This window comes from Bacillus sp. FSL R9-9492, assembly GCF_038007365.1.
Taxonomy (GTDB): Bacteria; Bacillota; Bacilli; order Bacillales; family Bacillaceae_G; genus Bacillus_A; species Bacillus_A mycoides.
The window spans coordinates 1,441,055-1,457,498 of the sequence record NZ_JBBOXC010000001.1; the positions used below are offsets into that span (position 1 = coordinate 1,441,055).

Consider the following 16,444-nt stretch of genomic DNA (forward strand, 5'->3'; position numbering starts at 1 on the left):
CTTTGTAGGTATCATGTCCTACATTATTGTGAAAAAAACAAAATCCCACATTTTAGGTAAAAATAAGTCAAAAGGCTCTTTTCTGATATTAGCACTAAATACTAAAAAAGAAAATCCCTAACTTAGCAATTATATTACATTCAGCATGAATTTGTAATGGGTTTGACATGTAAATAGGAAGTGGATTGTGTGAATGTATAAAAGTGGATTGTGAGAAGGCGGGAAAATATAATATTTGTTTTGTTATTCCTGAATTGGAGTGGGTTAATAATCACTGGGTACTTAGTACATTTTCAAGGTATAGAGCCTTTTAAAAGGAGGTAATTATTATGAAAAGAGAGTGGAGGAGTTTTATTTCAGAGGAAAATATCATTAAATGGAGACGGCATTTCCATAAGTATCCGGAATTATCGTTTCATGAAAAAGAAACTTCGCAATTTATATATGAAACATTATGCTCATTTTCTTCTTTTGAAATAACGAGACCAACGCAGTACAGTGTGCTAGCAATTAAAAGAGGAACGCAACAAGGGAAAGTAGTTGCGATTCGAGCTGATATAGATGCTTTACCAATCCAAGAGGAGACAAGGAAACCTTATACGTCTGTGCATAAAGGAATAATGCATGCATGCGGGCATGATGCTCACGCAGCTATTTTATTAAGTGCAGCAGAGACGATAGCAAATATGAAGGAAGATTTTGCAGGCGAAATCCGTCTGTTCTTTCAGCACGCAGAGGAAGTGTATCCCGGTGGTGGACAAGAAATGGTGGAGGCCGGTGTTATGGACGGCGTCGATTATGTAGTAGGTTTGCACGTTATGTCTGGATTAGAAAGTGGAAAGATAGGAATTGTATATGGCCCTATGATGGCAGCACCAGACGTATTTACAATTGAAATTTTAGGAAAGGGTGGTCACGCGGCACGACCAGAAGAAACGATAGATCCTATTGCTATCGGAGCACAAATTATTACAAATTTACAACATATCGTATCAAGAAATACAAGTGCTTTTATGCATAGAGTAGTGTCAGTTACACAATTTCATGGGGGGATGGCCGATAATATCATTCCTAGTGCAGCAGCTTTAATGGGAACTGTTCGATCTTTTAATCAAACATTAAGAGAGGAAGCAAAAGAGAAAATTGAGCAAATTGTAAAAGGAATTACAGAAGCACATGGGGGAGATTATACATATACGTATCGTTACGGATATGATCCAGTTGTTAATAATGAGTACATTACGAAAATAGTAGAAAAAAGTGCGATAAAATTGTTCGGAAATCAGCGTATTGTGCATCTTGAACCTTCTATGGGAGGAGAAGATTTTTCAGCGTATTTAAGAAAAGCACCTGGTTGTTTCATTAAATTAGGAACAGGGAATAAAAATATTGATACTTGTTATCCACATCATCATCCGAAATTTGATGTGGATGAATCGGCTTTAATTAATGGAGTGGAACTATTTTTAGAGACAACTATAAGACTACTAGAAACTGATAAAGCATAAAAAAAGGCAACTGCACTCTATTGCAGTTGCTTTTATTTCTTCCGTCAGAGAGGGCTGAGAAAGAACTATGCTCATTTATAGTATATGAATAGCTAACGGACAAGCTTGTACATTTTAACTATTTTTTAAAAAATAGTTATTGACTTTGATAATCAATTTCAATTAATCTAATAGTATAATTGAAATTGATAATTATTATCAATGAAATAGATGAGGAACCTTAATGAGAAAAACATTTCACCTTTTACAAAGGGGATTAAAAAATAAAGATGTTGATAAGCATATTGAATGGCAACGAAATGTAATTCGTTCTGAATATGTAGATGAGAAGAGTAAGCTTCAAACAGAAAAAGAGATACAAGGTAAAAGGAGAGGTTCAGTTGAGTAAGTTAGTAATGATTTTTGCAAGTATGAGTGGAAATACAGAGGAAATGGCTGACCATATTGCGGGTGCGATCCGTGAAACAGAAAATGAGATTGAAGTAATTGATATTATGGATACACCAGAAGCTTCTATATTAGAGCAATATGACGGGATTATTTTAGGCGCTTATACTTGGGGAGATGGTGATCTTCCTGATGATTTTTTAGATTTTTATGATGCAATGGATTCTATTAACTTAACTGGTAAAAAAGCAGCTGCATTCGGTTCTTGTGATTCGGCTTATCCGAAATACGGGGTAGCGGTTGATATTTTAATAGAAAAGCTGCAGGAGCGCGGGGCAGCAGTTGTGTTAGAAGGATTGAAAGTAGAATTAACGCCAGAAGATGAAGATGTAGAAAAATGTTTACAGTTTGGAGCTGAATTCGTAAAACACCTTTCTTAATGGCAGAAGGGAGATGAAGAGCAATTGCATGAGAAAATCTCAATCAAAACGATGACAGATTACCATTTGTATGATTTTATGCGTTGTCCGCATAAATTTTATTTCCGTCATATAAAAAGAAGAGAACCTTCTTCATTTGAATGGCAACAAATAGCGCAAATGATTGTGAATCAAATTATTAATGAATATTACACGCTACCTGCGGGCCAACAAACGAAAATTGTACTTTTAATATTAATAGAAAAGTATTGGAAAAAAGTAAGGATCAATATGTTTGCTTCAAAGGCGGAGTACTATATTGTTTTAGCGAAGCTAACTGATCACTTATTACAGTTTGTTGAAAGGGATGATAGTCAGGCACCGCCGTTATTTTTATATGAGAAGTTTCAAACATATATGGAAGAGTTAGGTGTCCACATGTCATTGACATTTGAAGTTGGTGAGTGGAGTGCTGAATCGTTTGTAATTAAAAAGTATGTTGTCGATGCGGATGAGGAAATGCTTGCTCTTTGTCAGAAGCTAATGACAGTATTCAGTTATAAAGCTTTCGGTATTCTTCCGGGGAAAATTGAAGTTATTAATTTAATAGAAGGAACTAAGTATGAGTACATTCCAAAGCAGGAAGATATTATAACTGGAATGGATGATTTATTTAGAATGAAAGAAATGTTGCAGCAACCTGAGCACTATACAGAGCGTCATTTTCGTTCTGAGTGTATGAGTTGTGCGTTTCGTAGTGAATGCCAAAGGGAAGAAGTAAAGAAAGAAGCGAAGCAGAAGAAAAATATAGTACATTAAAGGATGCAATTTTGCATCCTTTTTATTATTGACATGAAAAGCTTTTCATCATTTACGGTATATGAGTAGCAGATTTTAATAAGAGGAGGAATAATCAATGAAAGATGAAACGGCAGTATTTCAATGGTTAAAAGAACAGAATGCTCCTTTTGGAATTCAACTGCAAATTTTACAGGCGTTTCAATTGTATAAAGTTATTGTTGAAATTGATAAAAAGTTAATGATGTATGAGGAGAGAGAGTATAGGGAGAGAATTTAATCTCGTCCCTGTAGTATTGCTTTAAGCTGTTCTTCATTCTTCTTTAATATTATTTCGTTGTTTGTTTCAATGTTATAAATAAGGTTATGTAGTAAAGGGCTGTATTGATAAAAGGTAGTGATGCGGTGAATGAGTAATGGATCGCGGTGAGAAATAAGTGCACTGTATTGTTCATATACAGATGTAGTAAACTCACGACCGAAATCATAATATAGCCCAGCAAAATCAAAAGCGGGATCGCCAATTTGAGCATCTCCAAAATCGATAACACCTGAAATGTTTTTGTGCAGGTTGTTAAATAAAATGTGATGATGTGTAAAGTCAGCATGAATGATTGCATTTTGAAAGGTAGATTTAGTTATACAGGTAAAGAAATTTTCGAATAAACGATTTAAGGCTGATTTCTGTAATGAAGTAAGACTGTTAGTAAAATATTGATTTAATTTTGTTTGTAGTTCTTTCCAGTAGGTAAGTGTTTTTTCGATAGGGAACCCTAGCGTTTCATTACGTTTTAAAGGAATACTATGTAAAGTCGCAAGGAAAGTGGCTAATTGTGTAATAATTACTTCAAGTTCTTTTTTCTCTAGCTTTGCAACTAGTTCACTTGTTAACGGTTCACCATGAATGAGAGGATAATAGCTGCAAAATGGAACAGTATTACAATCATTCTTATACAATAAATGATACTTAGGAATCTCGATTTCTTGTAATGAATGAGAAAGAATTGTGCACAGTTCTTTTTCTAACGGAATTCGGTTTGCATATTCAAGTTTTCGTGGGAAACGAAATAGTAGTTCATCATTTATAATAACAGTTATATTATCCCACCCTTCTTCATTTTGCATATATGAATGTATAGAAAGATCTGGTAGAGCTTCTTTTATATATTGTTTGTAAGAGTCCATAATTGTTCCTCGTTTCTAAGTTAAAGGTAGGTTATTCCACTTTATGATATCAGAATTTTCTTTCTATATGTTAAGATATAACTATCATTATAGAGGAGGGTGGGGTGCATTACGAAGAAAAGAATATTAATCATTTCTCTATGTATCGCTTTTGGATTGTTTTGGCCATATAAAGAGGAGGTTTTTGCTACCTTTAAACCGATAGATCGCTACGAGTTAAATAAGGAATTAAAGAACAAAAGTATAGAAACTTTAACTGATAAAGAAATGAAAATGATAGGAGAACACTTTGTGACAGTGCAACTATCAGTGTTTGAGTTTAATAATAAAGAAGATGTGAAACGAAAAGGTGAAGAAATATTTGTAAATAGAGGGTATGAACAGTTAATAGAAAATTATTACCCAAACCGTTTTCGGGATTTAGAGTATAAATTTACAAACGAAGAGATACGTGAAGAGACAGATGAGAGTTTTCGCTATCATGCTGTAGCGTACGTTGCTGGTATTGAAAATGGTAAGAGAAGTGAAATGAAATTAAATTATGACATGAAAATTGTAAAGGTTAATAATTTATTCATGGTGTTAGAACAAAAACAATATGTACAATAAAAAACCCTCTAGAAGCAGAGGGACTTTAAAGATTTTCATTTTGTTGACCAAGTTCTTTTTGAGCAATGTATAAATTTCCTTGCTCAACTTGTTTCAGTGTATGAACAGAATCTCCTGCATATCCTTTTTCTGTTTTAACAGTTCTTTTTGAACGATTTGAATCTTGTTTCTTCATATAATAGACCACCCTTCCTTAAAAATAGACGAAAATGATGAGCACGAGTAATACAGCTGCGAAAATGGTAATGCCCATTAAAAAAGAAGTGTTTTTATATTTAGGTGGCTTATGTACATCTTGCCGATATCCAGGTGAAATTTCAGGGGCGAATTCTTCATCGAATGATTGTTTCTTTTGTTTTTCGTCCATATGTATCCACCTTTCTTTTTCATTATGTTACACGTTACAAGAAAAAATATGCATGAAGAAAACAGCCGCTATATCATTAGCGGCTGTTTTGCGTTGTATATTTTCTTTGTACTTGAAAGAGACGGATAAGCAGGAAGATTGCTCCAAATGCTAGACCGATAATAAGACCGATCCAATAACCTTTTGCTGCCCAGTCAGTATAAGTTGCTAACATGTAGCCAAGAGGTAGACCTATTACCCAATAAGCTATTAATGTCATAATTAAGGCAACATTTACGTCTTTATAACCACGAAGTGCTCCTTGTACTGGAGTTGCAATCGCATCTGAAATTTGAAATAAAATCGCGAATATAAGAAATTCTTTAGCTAAATGATGGACATTTGCATTTGTCGTATAAATAGAAGCAATTTCATCATCAAAGAAATAGAGAAGGATTGAATATAAAAGAGCGAAAGCAAGGGCTAACCCAATTCCGATAAATCCATATTGTTTCGCATTATTGTATCGTTTTGCTCCAACTTCAAATCCGACTGCTATCGTCATTGCCATTGCTAAACTTAAAGGAGTCATATATAACAAGGAAGCAAAGTTCATAGCTGCTTGATGTGCTGCTATTGTTGTCGTACTAAAATTACTCATCATAAGTGTTACCGCAGCGAAAATACTCGTCTCAAAAAAGATAGCAAATCCGATAGGGACGCCAAGTTTCAGGAATTCCTTCCAGATTGTAAAGGAAGGGCGGTATAACTGTTTAAAGATATTGAAAGAAGCAAAAGGCTCTTTCGTACGAATAATAATAACCGTAATAATTAAAATACACCAATAAGTTGCTGCAGAAGCGATTGCCGCACCAACACCACCGAGTTTTGGAAAGCCAAAGTGACCAAAAATTAATAAGTAATTTAATACTACATTAATTGGTAATGATAGTAATGTAATAATCATCGTTGTTCGAGTTTTTCCTAATGCATCAATAAATCCACGTAAGACGGTGTAAGTAAATAAAGGGATAATTCCAATCGCGATAATAATTAAAAATTGTGCTGCAATACGTTCCACGGGTTCTTCTAATTGCATGCCATTTAAAATAGGTGAAACAGCGAAGAATCCGATAAGGATAACAACGAAACTAGCACAAATTGCTAAATATACTGCTTGTATGACAATGTGGGGAACGTCCTCCTTTTTCTTTGATCCAACGAGCTGTGCAACAATAGGAGTAGTAGCCATTAAAATTCCTGTTAAGCCGGTACTAACGGGAAGCCATATACTTGTTCCGATAGCAACACCCGCTAAATCAATAGGACTCGCATGTCCTGACATTGTCGTATCAAAAAAGCTCATCGCAAATAATGACATTTGCGTTACAAAAATCGGGAAAAAGAGTAATAAAAATTGCTTTAACTTTTGTGAGAATGAATTAGTTTCTTTCATAAAATCCCCTTTCAACGTAAAAAACAAACTCTTATTATCATACAATTTAATCAAAAAATAGAAAAGAAATAAGCGTATACAACAAATGAAATCAATAAAAAAAGGATGCACTTTGAAAAGGGATAAGGTATTATGATAAGGTGTGAAAAAATTACATATTCGTTATTAAGGAGGCACTACTTGTGGCTGATTGGTTAATTGGATTAATCATGGGTGCTGTTGAAGGTTTAACAGAGTTTTTACCAGTATCATCAACAGGACATATGATTTTAACAGGTCATTTACTTGGATTTGACGACGAGAGAGCGAAAGTTTTCGAAGTTGTTATTCAATTGGGATCGATTTTAGCAGTTGTTGTTATATTTTGGAAGCGTCTATGGTCTTTAGTAGGTATAGGGAAAGTAACAGATGGACCATCGTTAAATTTATTACATATTATTATCGGGATGATTCCTGCCGGCATACTTGGCGTATTGTTCCATAGTGCGATTAAAGAAGTTTTATTTGGGCCAGGCCCAGTTGTCATCAGTTTAGTGGCTGGTGGTATTTTAATGATTGTTGCTGAGAAGTTTTCGAAACCAAGTACAGCAAGAACGTTAGATGAAATCACATATAAGCAAGCATTTACAATTGGGATGTTCCAATGTTTAGCGCTTTGGCCAGGATTTTCTCGTTCTGGTTCTACAATAAGTGGTGGTTTATTAGCTCGCGTGTCACATACAGCGGCGGCTGAATATACATTTATTTTAGCAGTACCAATGATGGTAGCTGCAAGTGGTTTAGATTTAATTAAAAGCTGGGATATATTAAGTGCGGCTGATATACCGTTATTTGCAACTGGATTTATTACAGCATTCGTTGTTGCGATGCTTGCAATTGTTTCATTCTTAAAATTATTAGGTCGTGTAAAACTAACACCGTTCGCTTACTACCGTTTCATTTTAGCTGCGGTATTCTATTTCTTCATTATGTAAGTATAAAATATCAGCAATACCCTATAGAATAGACACTTGAAAAAAAAGTCTACTCTGTAGGGTATTTTTTTATAGAGAGAGAAAAATGAAACTTTTACCTTCAATTACTTGTATTTCACCATGTGAAATATGCCATAATGATTTCGTTATAATAATTTTAAGGAAATCGATAGGGTATTTGAGAGGAGCAATTTAGTGAGTTTTGCAATAGAAATAGTAATTCCAGCACCAATTGATGTTGTATTTGATTATGTACACAATGACGAGAAAATACTAGAATGGAGTACCTTTATGGTAGAAAATAGGTATCCTTCAAATATAGATGTTGAAAACCCTCGTGAAGGTGACAAATATATATCTGTGCAAAAGATGGGGAAGAAAATATATGAATTTGAGGCGGAAATTTTAGAGTATGATGAACCGTATATCGTTTCAGTTGGATGTGAGATGAAGCAAGGTTATACAGCTGCAACTTATATGTTAGAAGAGGATGAAGAAGGTACATCGCTTACTTTAATCGTAGAATTTGAACCGAAGAATTTTTTATATAAGATTATGTACAAGTTGACTGGGTGGATGACACGTGGAATATACATGGGTGAAATGGAACGTTTAGCAGCGTGCGTAGATGCTGTATGTTCTCAGAAAAAAGGATTATAATTTAGTAAAATAAAAAACCTACCGAAATCGGCAGGTTTTTTATTTTACTACTTTCTCAATCATGCTTTCCATTACATGTTCCCAAAGAGAAGTATCATCAGCTAATGTAGCACGGAAATTAGCATACATTTCTTTTTGTTTCTCTTCGAATGTTGGATCTTCTTTTTCAGGTAATGTAGCGCGCATTGAAGTTACTAATTCTTGTACTTTTGGAGCGCGTGGTCCAAAGACGGCTTGTTCATTTCCGTCTTTATCAATGAAAATAAAGATTGGAATCGCACGTGCTGTTCCGTTTGTTAAGTATTGATCCATTAACTCTAAGTTTTCATCGCGAATTAATAAACGCATATCAATATTTGCAACTTCAGAAATTCGTTTCATAACAGGTACACATAAAAGAGCGTCGCCGCACCAGTCAGCTGTTAATACGATAACGCGCCAGCCATCATTTTGACGTTCTTCTAAAACTGGAAGTAATTCATTTGGAATTAAAAAGTTATTGTAAATGTGTAGTAGCTCGTATTGGTTTACTTTCATTTCATTCACATATGTATCAAAGGACATGCCTTTATCAGCCCATTGTAGTAAGTTCATAAGTAACACCTCTTTAGTATGATTTATTTTTATTGTACCAATTTTTATATAGAAAAGCTTGTATTCTTACTCTTTCTTATCACTAAATAATTTATTTAGTGTGTAAAGGAATAGTGCGAAACATAATTCAGCTATGTTGGGCATTTGTACACTCTCTATCCAGTCATCGGCGGTATGTATGACAAACCAATCTAACGTAATTTCAATTATAGAGAGCAGAGCAATTGAGAGCCAATTGGGCATACTTGTCATCATTGGATGTAGGAGCACTTTAAAGAAAATGAATATAAAATATGTAATACCGTCTAATAAAAGAATGAGTAAAAAAAAGAGTAGTAGAGCTGTTCTTGATGAATATTCTATACCTGTAATATGAAAGATTCCCACATATACAAAAAATATAAATGCAAAGAATATAATGAGAATAAGAATATAATGAGAATAAGAATAACAACACTAATAATAATAGTCTTATCTTTTAGACTGAGATTAGAAAGTTTGTCTTCTTCACTCATTGCCCCAACTCCTTTTTCTGGAAAATCAATTTCATTGTACCATGAAATATCTATTAAAAAACTACGAATTATGGGGGAATAAGGTGACAAAAAGTAAGATTTCGTGTAAAATTATTAATAAGGTTTTTATTTAACTAAATTAAATAAAAGGGGCTGTCAAAGTTGTCTCAAAATCGAGAACAATTAATGGAAGAACTATCGACAAATGTTTTTGCAATGTTTCGCACGTTGCGTAATGATATTGGAAAAATATTTGGTGGTTACATACCGTGGAATGAGTTCATTGTCCTTAGAATATTGAACCGTACGAATAAAGAAATGGTCTCACGTGTAGCTAATGAGTTAAATGTGTCGAATAGTCATATTACAGCTGTTACAGAAAAATTAATTAATAAAGGCTTTGTAACTCGTTCACGTTCTACATCAGATCGCCGAGTTGTATATTTAGAGATTACAGAACAAGGGAAAGAGTTAGTTGCGAAAATGGAAGGTGAGAAAAAGAAATATTTACAAGAAAGATTTTCCGCACTTTCAGAAGATGAAATGGATATAATGATATCTATTTCTAAAAAACTTATTTAAATAATTACAAATAAGAAAACGCTTACCTAATGAAAAAGAAGACCTTCCTCATATATGGAAGGTCTTCTTCTGTGTGTAATAGATGATAAAAAATAAAATGTGTATGAAAAAAGATAGAGCGCCATACTACTAATAAAGGAAGGAGGCGGAAATATGACGAATCGTAATGGTAGTCAAGGAAGTGGGAATCAAGGTTCACCAAAATCAGGGCAATTTCAGCAGGAGTTTAGTACTGAATTTGAAACGGGAAATGATAATAAAGGAAAAGAATATCGTTCGAAAAAAGGAAGTAAATCAAAAAAGGAGTGAAATGATTCACTCCTTTTTTGATTTAAGATGCTGCAGATTGATCCGTATTATATTTTTCTTCTGATTTTGCAACAATCATTGCACAAATTGCATCACCGGAAATATTTACAGCAGTTCTAGACATATCTAGAATGCGGTCAATGCCGATAATTAAAGCAATGCCTTCTACTGGTAGATTTACTTGATTTAAAACCATCGTAAGCATTACTAGTCCAACACCTGGTACACCTGCAGTACCGATACTAGCTAGTACAGCAGTTAATACGACCATAGCTAATTGTGGTAATGTAAGTTCAACGCCGTATACTTGAGCGATAAATACAGTTGCTACCCCTTGCATAATAGCAGTACCATCCATATTAATCGTTGCACCTAGTGGTTGTACAAAAGAGCTTATCGCTTTTGGAACTCCAAGTTTTTCTTGGGCGGTTTTCATGGCAAATGGAAGGGACGCATTAGAGCTAGATGTACTAAACCCAATTGCCATTACCGGACCGAAATGTTTAAAGAAACGAATAATACTTTCTTTGGCTAGTACCTTTAATAAGCCGCCGTATACGAAGACACCGTGAATAATGAGTACCAACATAACGACAATCATATACTTGAACATCGCAGCGACGCCTGCAAGACCCATTTTACCAACGGACGAAGCGAGCAACCCGAATGTTCCGATTGGAGCTAATTTCATGACGAGATTAACAAGATACATCATTAATTCGTTGCCCTGTTCAAGTAATGAATGGACACCTTGAACTCGTTTTCCTAAAACAGCTAAACCGAGTCCGATCAATGCGGCAAAGGCAATAATTTGTAGCATGTTCCCATCAGCCATCGCTTTTGCTGGATTATCTGGCACAATATTCAGCAATGTATCAACGAAAGATGTTTCAGTTTTTGCACCTTCATACTTAAGCCCGTCTGTTTTAAAGTTACCGCCAGCTCCTGGTTTTATGATAAGTGCAAATGTAACTGCAATAGAGATAGCGACAGCTGTTGTTACGAGAAAGAATGAAATTGATTTTAAACCAATTCTTCCAAGTTGTTTCGGATCTCCAAGACCAGCAGCCCCAAGTACGATAGAAATGAACACAACAGGAACAACTAGCATTTTAATAAGTCGAATAAACAGTTGACCAAGTGGATTGAACGCATATTGATTCAATGGCTCAAAAATAGATGGAGCAGCTAAATTTAAAGTGAGTCCGACAACTAGACCGAGAAATAATGCAATTAAGATTGCCTTTGTTTGTTTCAATAAACCCCCCCCTTTTTTTTTGTAAAATTGCTTTCTAAATTAATTATACCGAAAAAATACCTATTTTGACAATATTTTCTGAATATTTAGTATAAAAATGTCTGTTTCAATGTATATAGTCCAGCTTTGCTGAAATATGTGGAAAGAATACATTTATGTATTTGGAAAAAAAATAGACCATCACATGATGGCCTAGGGAAGGGGACAATTTATATCAATTTAATTAGGGATGGAAGCTATTCAAAGACACTGGGGAATGTCTTATAAATTAGGGAGGAACAGCTTCGATACATATACTATAAAAGATAGATGTGAACATAGAGTGAAAGAGAGAGGGAGTTTTAAGTAAGAAGAAAGAGAGAATAAAAAAATAAGACCATCACATATAGGATGGTCAAAGGAAGGGGACAATTTATGTCAATTTAATTAGGGATGGAAGCTATTCAAAGACACTGGGGAATGTCTTATAAATTAGGGAGGAACAGCTTCGATACATATACTATAAAAGGTGGATGTGATCCTCGTGTGAACATGGAGTGAAAGAGAGAGGGAGTTTCAAATAAAAGATAGAAAGAATAAAAAAATAAGACCATCACATATAGGATGGTCAAGGGAAGGGGACAATTTATGTCAATTTAATTAGGGATGGAAGCTATTCAAAGACACTGGGGAATGTCTTATAAATTAGGGAGGAACAGCTTCGATACATATACTATAAAAGGTGGATGTGATCCTCGTGTGAACATGGAGTGAAAGAGAGAGGGAGTTTCAAATAAAAGATAGAAAGAATAAAAAAAATAAGACCATCACATATAGGATGGTCAAGGAAGGGGACAATTTAATTAGGGATGGAAAGCTGTTCAAGACACTGGGGAATGTCTTATAAATTAGGGAGGAACAGCTCCGATACATATACTATAAAAGGTAGATGTGACCCTCGTGTGAACTTGGAGTGAAAGATATGGGAATTTGAAAAGGGATAAAATAGTTGTTGTAAGAGTTATAGTATAAGTGGAGATATAATAGAAAATATTCTTTTGTAAAACGATAGGAGTCTGAATATAAATAAAAGTTGAAATCTATGAAAAAAAGGATTATGCTCAACTATATTATGAGAATATAAGGTTTATCCCGCTACTTGTAGGCTCTTAAAGAGTCTTTATTTATGAGGGGATAAAAGCTTCACTTGATAAAGGGAGTTAGTGATATGGAAGTAGCAAAAAAACAAGGGTTGTATAATCGTTTTATACGATTGAATCCACCACAAATTTTAGCATTAGGCTTTTTTTGTTTAATTGTGTTCGGAGGATTGTTATTAAAGTTACCGTTTGCAACGAAAGTACATATTAGTTGGGTAGATGCTTTCTTTACAGCTACGTCGGCAGCGACTGTAACCGGTTTAGGTGTTGTAGATACTGCGAGTACGTTTACGATGTTTGGTGAAATTGTTATTATGTTTTTAATTCAAACGGGTGGTCTCGGTCTTATGACGATAGCCATTTTAATTGTTTGGGTATTAGGGAAAAAAATTGGTTTACGCCACCGATTATTAATTGGAGAAGCATTTAATCAAACAAATATTGGTGGTCTTGTGAAATTAGTAAAACGTGTTTTTATTTTTTCTATTTGTATTGAGCTAATTGGAGTTATCTTTTTATCGATTCGCTTTATTCCAGAGTTTGGTTTTGGAAAAGGTTTATACTATAGTATTTTTCACGTTATTGCGTCATATAATAATGCCGGCTTTGCGCTTTGGCCAGATAATTTAACAAGATACGTAGGAGATCCTATTATTAATATTGGGATTTGTTCTTTAATTGTAATAGGAGGGTTAGGATTTACGGTATTAATTGATATATGGTATAGCCGTAGTTTCCGAAAATTATCACTGCACTCCAAAATCATGATTGTTGGAACGATAGCACTTAATGTTATTGCGATGATTGTGATTTTTGTATTGGAATATAATAATGTGAAGACTTTGGGGCACTTATCTTTAAATGAAAAATTATGGGCTTCGTTCTTCCAAGGAATTACACCTCGTACAGCTGGTTTTAACACGGTAGATTATGGGGGGATGGAAGAGTCATCGATACTATTTACAATGGTATTAATGTTTATTGGTGCGGGAAGTGTATCGACAGGCGGTGGAATTAAGTTAACGACATTCGTTATTTTAATTACATCAGTTCTTTCTTTCTTTAGAAAGAAAGAGGATTTTGTTTTATTTCAGCGTACGATTAAAATGTCGACAGTAACGAGAGCGTTAGCAATTGTCGTTGCTAGTCAAATACTTATTTTTACAGCGGTATTTGTATTAATGCTTACAGAAGACTTCAGTTTTATTCAGTTATTATTTGAGACAATTTCAGCGTTTGGTACAGTAGGGTTAACAATGGGGATTACTGCGAAGCTATCGGCGTTTGGAAAATGTATTATTATGTTTGTTATGTTTTGTGGATTAATCGGACCGTTAACACTTGTGTTCTCTTTGGCACGACCAGCAAAACAAAAAATTAAATATCCATCAGAAGATGTATTTACAGGATAAGGTATCCCGCATAAAGCGAGATACCTTTTTCTTTTTAAAAAAGAGAGAACAATAAACCAATAAGCGCCACTCGGAATAAAATCGCAATGAGTGCAGCGATACCACCCACAATGGCAGCGGTACCGCCAGTTACAGTAGCCCCGCGATTATAAGCGTAAATACCAAGTAGAACAGACACAAGACCAAATAGTGTTGGGAATGTGAATAATGATAATATTGCTAAGGCAAGAGCAATGAAACCAGCAGTCGATCCAGCTGCAGACGATCTTACATCATCGTTATCTTTATCATCATAATCGATACGCTGTGGTGCAACTTCAGCTGCGTATTCTTCTTTATAATCACTATCTATTCGATCTCTTTTTTTATATTCATCAAATTTCTCAGTCAAAGTAAGGACTCCTTTCATAACAAGGTTCAATAGTAGTATGTATCTCTTTTTCCTTTTTATCCGAGCATGTACAGGGAGTAATATCCAATTGGAAAGTGGAAAATGTTTTTTCAAAATAGGAAAACTTAGTATGACTTCCTCTATTTTGGAAAGTATAAAAAAGAATAATGAGGAAAGGGTGTAGTACATAATGGAACATCCAATTGAAAATTTAATGAAAACAGCAATGACAAATTTAAAAGAGATGGTAGATGTAAATACGATTGTTGGAAGTCCGGTTTCAACAGCTGACGGAAATGTAGTATTAACAGTATCTCAAGTGGCTTTTGGTTTTGGAGCTGGTGGAAGTGACTTTAAAGGTGATTTTATTTCCGAAAAACATAACGGCGGACAAGGGCAGCATAAAGACAACAAGCAAAGTCATCCATTCGGAGGCGGAAGCGGGGCTGGGGTTTCTATTAGCCCAGTTGCTTTTTTAGTAGTTGGTTCTAACGGTGTGCAAGTGTTGCATCTCAATAGTAGTACACATTTAATTGAAAAAGCGTTAAATACTGTGCCAAGCACTGTGGATAAATTTGTGAATGGTCGCCAAAAGTGAACTTGCATTTTTTAGGAATTATGATATATTAGAAAAAGTGCGCTTTATGACGATCGGAATAATTGAACTGTAAATATATATGATGTGTGGAATAAGGGAGAGGAATTTATGATTAATATCAAAAACTTAGTAGTTGGCTTATGTATGTTAGTAAGCGGTTTTGTTGTATATGTAATAAAAGAAAAAGCTCCATTCTAAAACAGACAAACCGTTAATGTCTGTTTTTAATTTGTAAAAAATGTTGACAAGTTATTGTATTGGTGTTAGAATTTTAATTCGTGTCTCGGTTAAAGCTAGTGTAAAGTAAATAAATCTTATGAATATAATACGAAAAGTTTGCGAAAGATCGGGTAGTCTTACCAACAACTTTTGTGAACAAACCCTATAAATTGTATATGTAAGCTTTATATGTATACTAGTGAATCAAGGAGCGGTCAGTGGAACCGTAATGATGAGAGAGAGGTAGGGCTTTCATCCAGTATATGTTACTTTCCCGTTAGGTGAATATAAAAAAGAGGGCTCCTTTTGAAAAGGAGCCCTCTTTCTATAAATAAATTGAAACTATAATCAGTGGGACCATTCCATTCCCTTTACATGTTAGCTCACAAATAATGTGATAAAAATGATTAAGTGCGGTTTTCAACTTGCTGACAAATTTCATCTGTTGTTAAACCATGTGCTTTAATTACAGATCCTTTTATCGATGTATCTGCAATGCCCATCATATTAGAATCTTGCCCGGTTACAACGCAACAATCACACCCATGTGCATCATTTTCAGAGTTAAGTGAAACGACTTCATGTCCTTGTTGCTGAAGAGCTTGTTGAACATCTGTTAAAGAGTTCTCAACACCAATTCTAGCCATAATTTTCACCTCCTACCATCTAGTTGCTAGTATGCTCAAGTCCATAGCATATATTTATGAAAAAATGGTAGGAAGAGAATATTTGTTTAGTCGTTATATACACCAGTAAGCATTTGACTAACGAATTGATCATTTAATGTATCTTGTGCTGAGCTGTTATTAGACTGAATATCGATTGAAGCTGTGTAGTTGTTATGTTTCCTACTATTTGGTTCTACTTCAACGTAATTATTGAATTTACAAAATCCTTTCGTATCCATTAGATCAAATAGTTGTAGCATTTCTACTACCTCTTGTCTCGTTCCTTTAATTTGTACACACGCCATTGTTATTTCCTCCTTCAATTTGACAAATTGTTTTTTAAAAATAGGATTATGATTACTAAATGAAAAATATGAATGTTATTTTTAGACAGCGTTATTTTTGTTATTTTCCCCC

22 protein-coding genes and 1 pseudogene are annotated in these 16,444 nt (G+C 34.5%); 13 read left to right on the forward strand and 10 right to left on the reverse strand.

Features of this window, described 5'->3' with window-relative positions; genetic code table 11:
• The first annotated feature begins 329 nt into the window (after positions 1 to 329).
• The 5 genes from MKY70_RS07305 (at position 330) to MKY70_RS07325 (ending at position 3,392) form a co-directional block, all read left to right on the forward strand.
• On the forward strand, positions 330 to 1,508 hold the full coding sequence (locus MKY70_RS07305; RefSeq protein WP_341023809.1) for an amidohydrolase: 1,179 nt from the start codon (positions 330 to 332) through the stop codon (positions 1,506 to 1,508).
• 223 nt (positions 1,509 to 1,731) lie between these two features.
• Positions 1,732 to 1,896, forward strand: coding sequence for a hypothetical protein (locus MKY70_RS07310; RefSeq protein ID WP_341074483.1), 165 nt, complete (start codon positions 1,732 to 1,734; stop codon positions 1,894 to 1,896).
• Entirely contained in the window at positions 1,889 to 2,335 is a 447-nt protein-coding gene (locus MKY70_RS07315; RefSeq protein WP_002086759.1) for a flavodoxin, read from the forward strand. The genes MKY70_RS07310 and MKY70_RS07315 overlap by 8 nt, the downstream gene beginning before the upstream one ends.
• Positions 2,336 to 2,359: 24 nt before the next feature.
• Positions 2,360 to 3,133, forward strand: a complete 774-nt coding sequence (locus MKY70_RS07320; RefSeq protein ID WP_002140953.1) for a hypothetical protein — start codon at positions 2,360 to 2,362, stop codon at positions 3,131 to 3,133.
• Positions 3,134 to 3,230: 97 nt separating this feature from the next.
• A complete protein-coding gene (locus MKY70_RS07325) occupies positions 3,231 to 3,392 on the forward strand; it encodes a hypothetical protein (RefSeq protein ID WP_088034946.1) in 162 nt (53 codons plus the stop codon).
• Here the strand turns inward: MKY70_RS07325 and MKY70_RS07330 are convergent.
• Positions 3,389 to 4,297, reverse strand: a complete 909-nt coding sequence (locus tag MKY70_RS07330; protein ID WP_341023814.1) for an aminoglycoside phosphotransferase family protein — start codon at positions 4,295 to 4,297, stop codon at positions 3,389 to 3,391. The two genes, MKY70_RS07325 and MKY70_RS07330, sit on opposite strands and share 4 nt — an antisense overlap.
• A gap of 99 nt (positions 4,298 to 4,396) precedes the next feature.
• On the opposite strand from MKY70_RS07330, the gene MKY70_RS07335 reads away from it, so the two are divergent.
• The gene (locus MKY70_RS07335; RefSeq protein ID WP_341023815.1) at positions 4,397 to 4,906 is read left to right on the forward strand and encodes a biotin transporter BioY; all 510 of its coding nucleotides are present in this window, start codon (positions 4,397 to 4,399) and stop codon (positions 4,904 to 4,906) included.
• Between the two features lie 25 nt (positions 4,907 to 4,931).
• Here the strand turns inward: MKY70_RS07335 and MKY70_RS07340 are convergent, their stop codons facing one another.
• The 3 genes from MKY70_RS07340 to MKY70_RS07350 form a co-directional block, all read right to left on the reverse strand.
• Positions 4,932 to 5,081, reverse strand: coding sequence for a hypothetical protein (locus MKY70_RS07340; RefSeq protein ID WP_000743737.1), 150 nt, complete (start codon positions 5,079 to 5,081; stop codon positions 4,932 to 4,934).
• Positions 5,082 to 5,099: 18 nt separating this feature from the next.
• Positions 5,100 to 5,273: a hypothetical protein gene (locus MKY70_RS07345; RefSeq protein WP_000343684.1), complete on the reverse strand. Its 174-nt coding sequence runs from the start codon at positions 5,271 to 5,273 to the stop codon at positions 5,100 to 5,102.
• Positions 5,274 to 5,349: 76 nt separating this feature from the next.
• Positions 5,350 to 6,708, reverse strand: coding sequence for an MATE family efflux transporter (locus MKY70_RS07350; RefSeq protein WP_341023816.1), 1,359 nt, complete (start codon positions 6,706 to 6,708; stop codon positions 5,350 to 5,352).
• Positions 6,709 to 6,890: 182 nt separating this feature from the next.
• Between MKY70_RS07350 and uppP the strand changes: the two genes are divergently transcribed.
• Positions 6,891 to 7,682: a bacitracin resistance undecaprenyl-diphosphatase gene (gene uppP, locus MKY70_RS07355; protein ID WP_002201211.1), complete on the forward strand. Its 792-nt coding sequence runs from the start codon at positions 6,891 to 6,893 to the stop codon at positions 7,680 to 7,682.
• A 195-nt stretch (positions 7,683 to 7,877) separates the two neighbouring features.
• Complete coding sequence (locus tag MKY70_RS07360; RefSeq protein WP_016101493.1) at positions 7,878 to 8,342, forward strand: SRPBCC family protein; 465 nt, start codon at positions 7,878 to 7,880, stop codon at positions 8,340 to 8,342.
• 39 nt (positions 8,343 to 8,381) lie between these two features.
• Here MKY70_RS07360 and MKY70_RS07365 read toward each other — a convergent pair whose 3' ends face one another.
• Both MKY70_RS07365 and MKY70_RS07370 read right to left on the reverse strand, forming a co-directional pair.
• Positions 8,382 to 8,969 (reverse strand): thioredoxin family protein, encoded by a 588-nt coding sequence (locus tag MKY70_RS07365; protein WP_078175613.1) that lies wholly within the window; start codon positions 8,967 to 8,969, stop codon positions 8,382 to 8,384.
• A gap of 33 nt (positions 8,970 to 9,002) precedes the next feature.
• Positions 9,003 to 9,451 (reverse strand): annotated as a pseudogene (locus MKY70_RS07370) (regulatory YrvL family protein).
• A 162-nt stretch (positions 9,452 to 9,613) separates the two neighbouring features.
• Between MKY70_RS07370 and MKY70_RS07375 the strand changes: the two are divergent.
• Together MKY70_RS07375 and MKY70_RS07380 are read left to right on the forward strand one after the other, a co-directional pair.
• The gene (locus tag MKY70_RS07375) at positions 9,614 to 10,033 is read left to right on the forward strand and encodes a MarR family winged helix-turn-helix transcriptional regulator (protein WP_002064429.1); all 420 of its coding nucleotides are present in this window, start codon (positions 9,614 to 9,616) and stop codon (positions 10,031 to 10,033) included.
• A 153-nt stretch (positions 10,034 to 10,186) separates the two neighbouring features.
• Entirely contained in the window at positions 10,187 to 10,342 is a 156-nt protein-coding gene (locus MKY70_RS07380) for a hypothetical protein (RefSeq protein WP_002011733.1), read from the forward strand.
• Between the two features lie 22 nt (positions 10,343 to 10,364).
• On the opposite strand, the gene MKY70_RS07385 is transcribed toward MKY70_RS07380, so the two are convergent.
• Positions 10,365 to 11,600 carry a dicarboxylate/amino acid:cation symporter gene (locus MKY70_RS07385; protein WP_002030637.1) on the reverse strand — a complete coding sequence of 412 codons (1,236 nt, stop codon included), beginning with the start codon at positions 11,598 to 11,600 and terminating at the stop codon, positions 10,365 to 10,367.
• Positions 11,601 to 12,807: 1,207 nt separating this feature from the next.
• Between MKY70_RS07385 and MKY70_RS07390 the strand changes: the two genes are divergently transcribed.
• Positions 12,808 to 14,151 (forward strand): TrkH family potassium uptake protein, encoded by a 1,344-nt coding sequence (locus tag MKY70_RS07390; RefSeq protein WP_088034938.1) that lies wholly within the window; start codon positions 12,808 to 12,810, stop codon positions 14,149 to 14,151.
• A 34-nt stretch (positions 14,152 to 14,185) separates the two neighbouring features.
• On the opposite strand, the gene MKY70_RS07395 is transcribed toward MKY70_RS07390, so the two are convergent.
• Entirely contained in the window at positions 14,186 to 14,560 is a 375-nt protein-coding gene (locus MKY70_RS07395; protein ID WP_002011728.1) for a hypothetical protein, read from the reverse strand.
• Positions 14,561 to 14,732: 172 nt separating this feature from the next.
• Between MKY70_RS07395 and ytfJ the strand changes: the two genes are divergently transcribed.
• Together ytfJ and MKY70_RS07405 are read left to right on the forward strand one after the other, a co-directional pair.
• A complete protein-coding gene (gene ytfJ, locus MKY70_RS07400; RefSeq protein ID WP_341023821.1) occupies positions 14,733 to 15,140 on the forward strand; it encodes a GerW family sporulation protein in 408 nt (135 codons plus the stop codon).
• Positions 15,141 to 15,248: 108 nt separating this feature from the next.
• Positions 15,249 to 15,338 (forward strand): hypothetical protein, encoded by a 90-nt coding sequence (locus tag MKY70_RS07405; RefSeq protein ID WP_000608225.1) that lies wholly within the window; start codon positions 15,249 to 15,251, stop codon positions 15,336 to 15,338.
• Between the two features lie 428 nt (positions 15,339 to 15,766).
• Here MKY70_RS07405 and MKY70_RS07410 read toward each other — a convergent pair whose 3' ends face one another.
• Both MKY70_RS07410 and MKY70_RS07415 read right to left on the reverse strand, forming a co-directional pair.
• Positions 15,767 to 16,006, reverse strand: coding sequence for a YkuS family protein (locus MKY70_RS07410; RefSeq protein ID WP_002011725.1), 240 nt, complete (start codon positions 16,004 to 16,006; stop codon positions 15,767 to 15,769).
• An 86-nt stretch (positions 16,007 to 16,092) separates the two neighbouring features.
• A complete protein-coding gene (locus tag MKY70_RS07415) occupies positions 16,093 to 16,332 on the reverse strand; it encodes a DUF3911 family protein (RefSeq protein ID WP_002140966.1) in 240 nt (79 codons plus the stop codon).
• Between the last annotated feature and the right edge of the window lie 112 nt (positions 16,333 to 16,444).

Excerpts from the sequence above, each read along its gene's own strand:
- MKY70_RS07380 (WP_002011733.1), top strand. The coding sequence starts at position 10,187 with ATGACGAATCGTAATGGTAGTCAAGGAAGTGGGAATCAAGGTTCACCA.
- MKY70_RS07390 (WP_088034938.1), top strand. The coding sequence starts at position 12,808 with ATGGAAGTAGCAAAAAAACAAGGGTTGTATAATCGTTTTATACGATTG.
- MKY70_RS07395 (WP_002011728.1), bottom strand. The coding sequence starts at position 14,560 with ATGAAAGGAGTCCTTACTTTGACTGAGAAATTTGATGAATATAAAAAA.
- MKY70_RS07410 (WP_002011725.1), bottom strand. The coding sequence starts at position 16,006 with ATGGCTAGAATTGGTGTTGAGAACTCTTTAACAGATGTTCAACAAGCT.
- MKY70_RS07325 (WP_088034946.1), top strand. The coding sequence starts at position 3,231 with ATGAAAGATGAAACGGCAGTATTTCAATGGTTAAAAGAACAGAATGCT.
- MKY70_RS07310 (WP_341074483.1), top strand. The coding sequence starts at position 1,732 with ATGAGAAAAACATTTCACCTTTTACAAAGGGGATTAAAAAATAAAGAT.
- ytfJ (WP_341023821.1), top strand. The coding sequence starts at position 14,733 with ATGGAACATCCAATTGAAAATTTAATGAAAACAGCAATGACAAATTTA.
- MKY70_RS07330 (WP_341023814.1), bottom strand. The coding sequence starts at position 4,297 with ATGGACTCTTACAAACAATATATAAAAGAAGCTCTACCAGATCTTTCT.
- MKY70_RS07405 (WP_000608225.1), top strand. The coding sequence starts at position 15,249 with ATGATTAATATCAAAAACTTAGTAGTTGGCTTATGTATGTTAGTAAGC.
- MKY70_RS07305 (WP_341023809.1), top strand. The coding sequence starts at position 330 with ATGAAAAGAGAGTGGAGGAGTTTTATTTCAGAGGAAAATATCATTAAA.
- MKY70_RS07340 (WP_000743737.1), bottom strand. The coding sequence starts at position 5,081 with ATGAAGAAACAAGATTCAAATCGTTCAAAAAGAACTGTTAAAACAGAA.
- MKY70_RS07415 (WP_002140966.1), bottom strand. The coding sequence starts at position 16,332 with ATGGCGTGTGTACAAATTAAAGGAACGAGACAAGAGGTAGTAGAAATG.
- MKY70_RS07350 (WP_341023816.1), bottom strand. The coding sequence starts at position 6,708 with ATGAAAGAAACTAATTCATTCTCACAAAAGTTAAAGCAATTTTTATTA.
- MKY70_RS07345 (WP_000343684.1), bottom strand. The coding sequence starts at position 5,273 with ATGGACGAAAAACAAAAGAAACAATCATTCGATGAAGAATTCGCCCCT.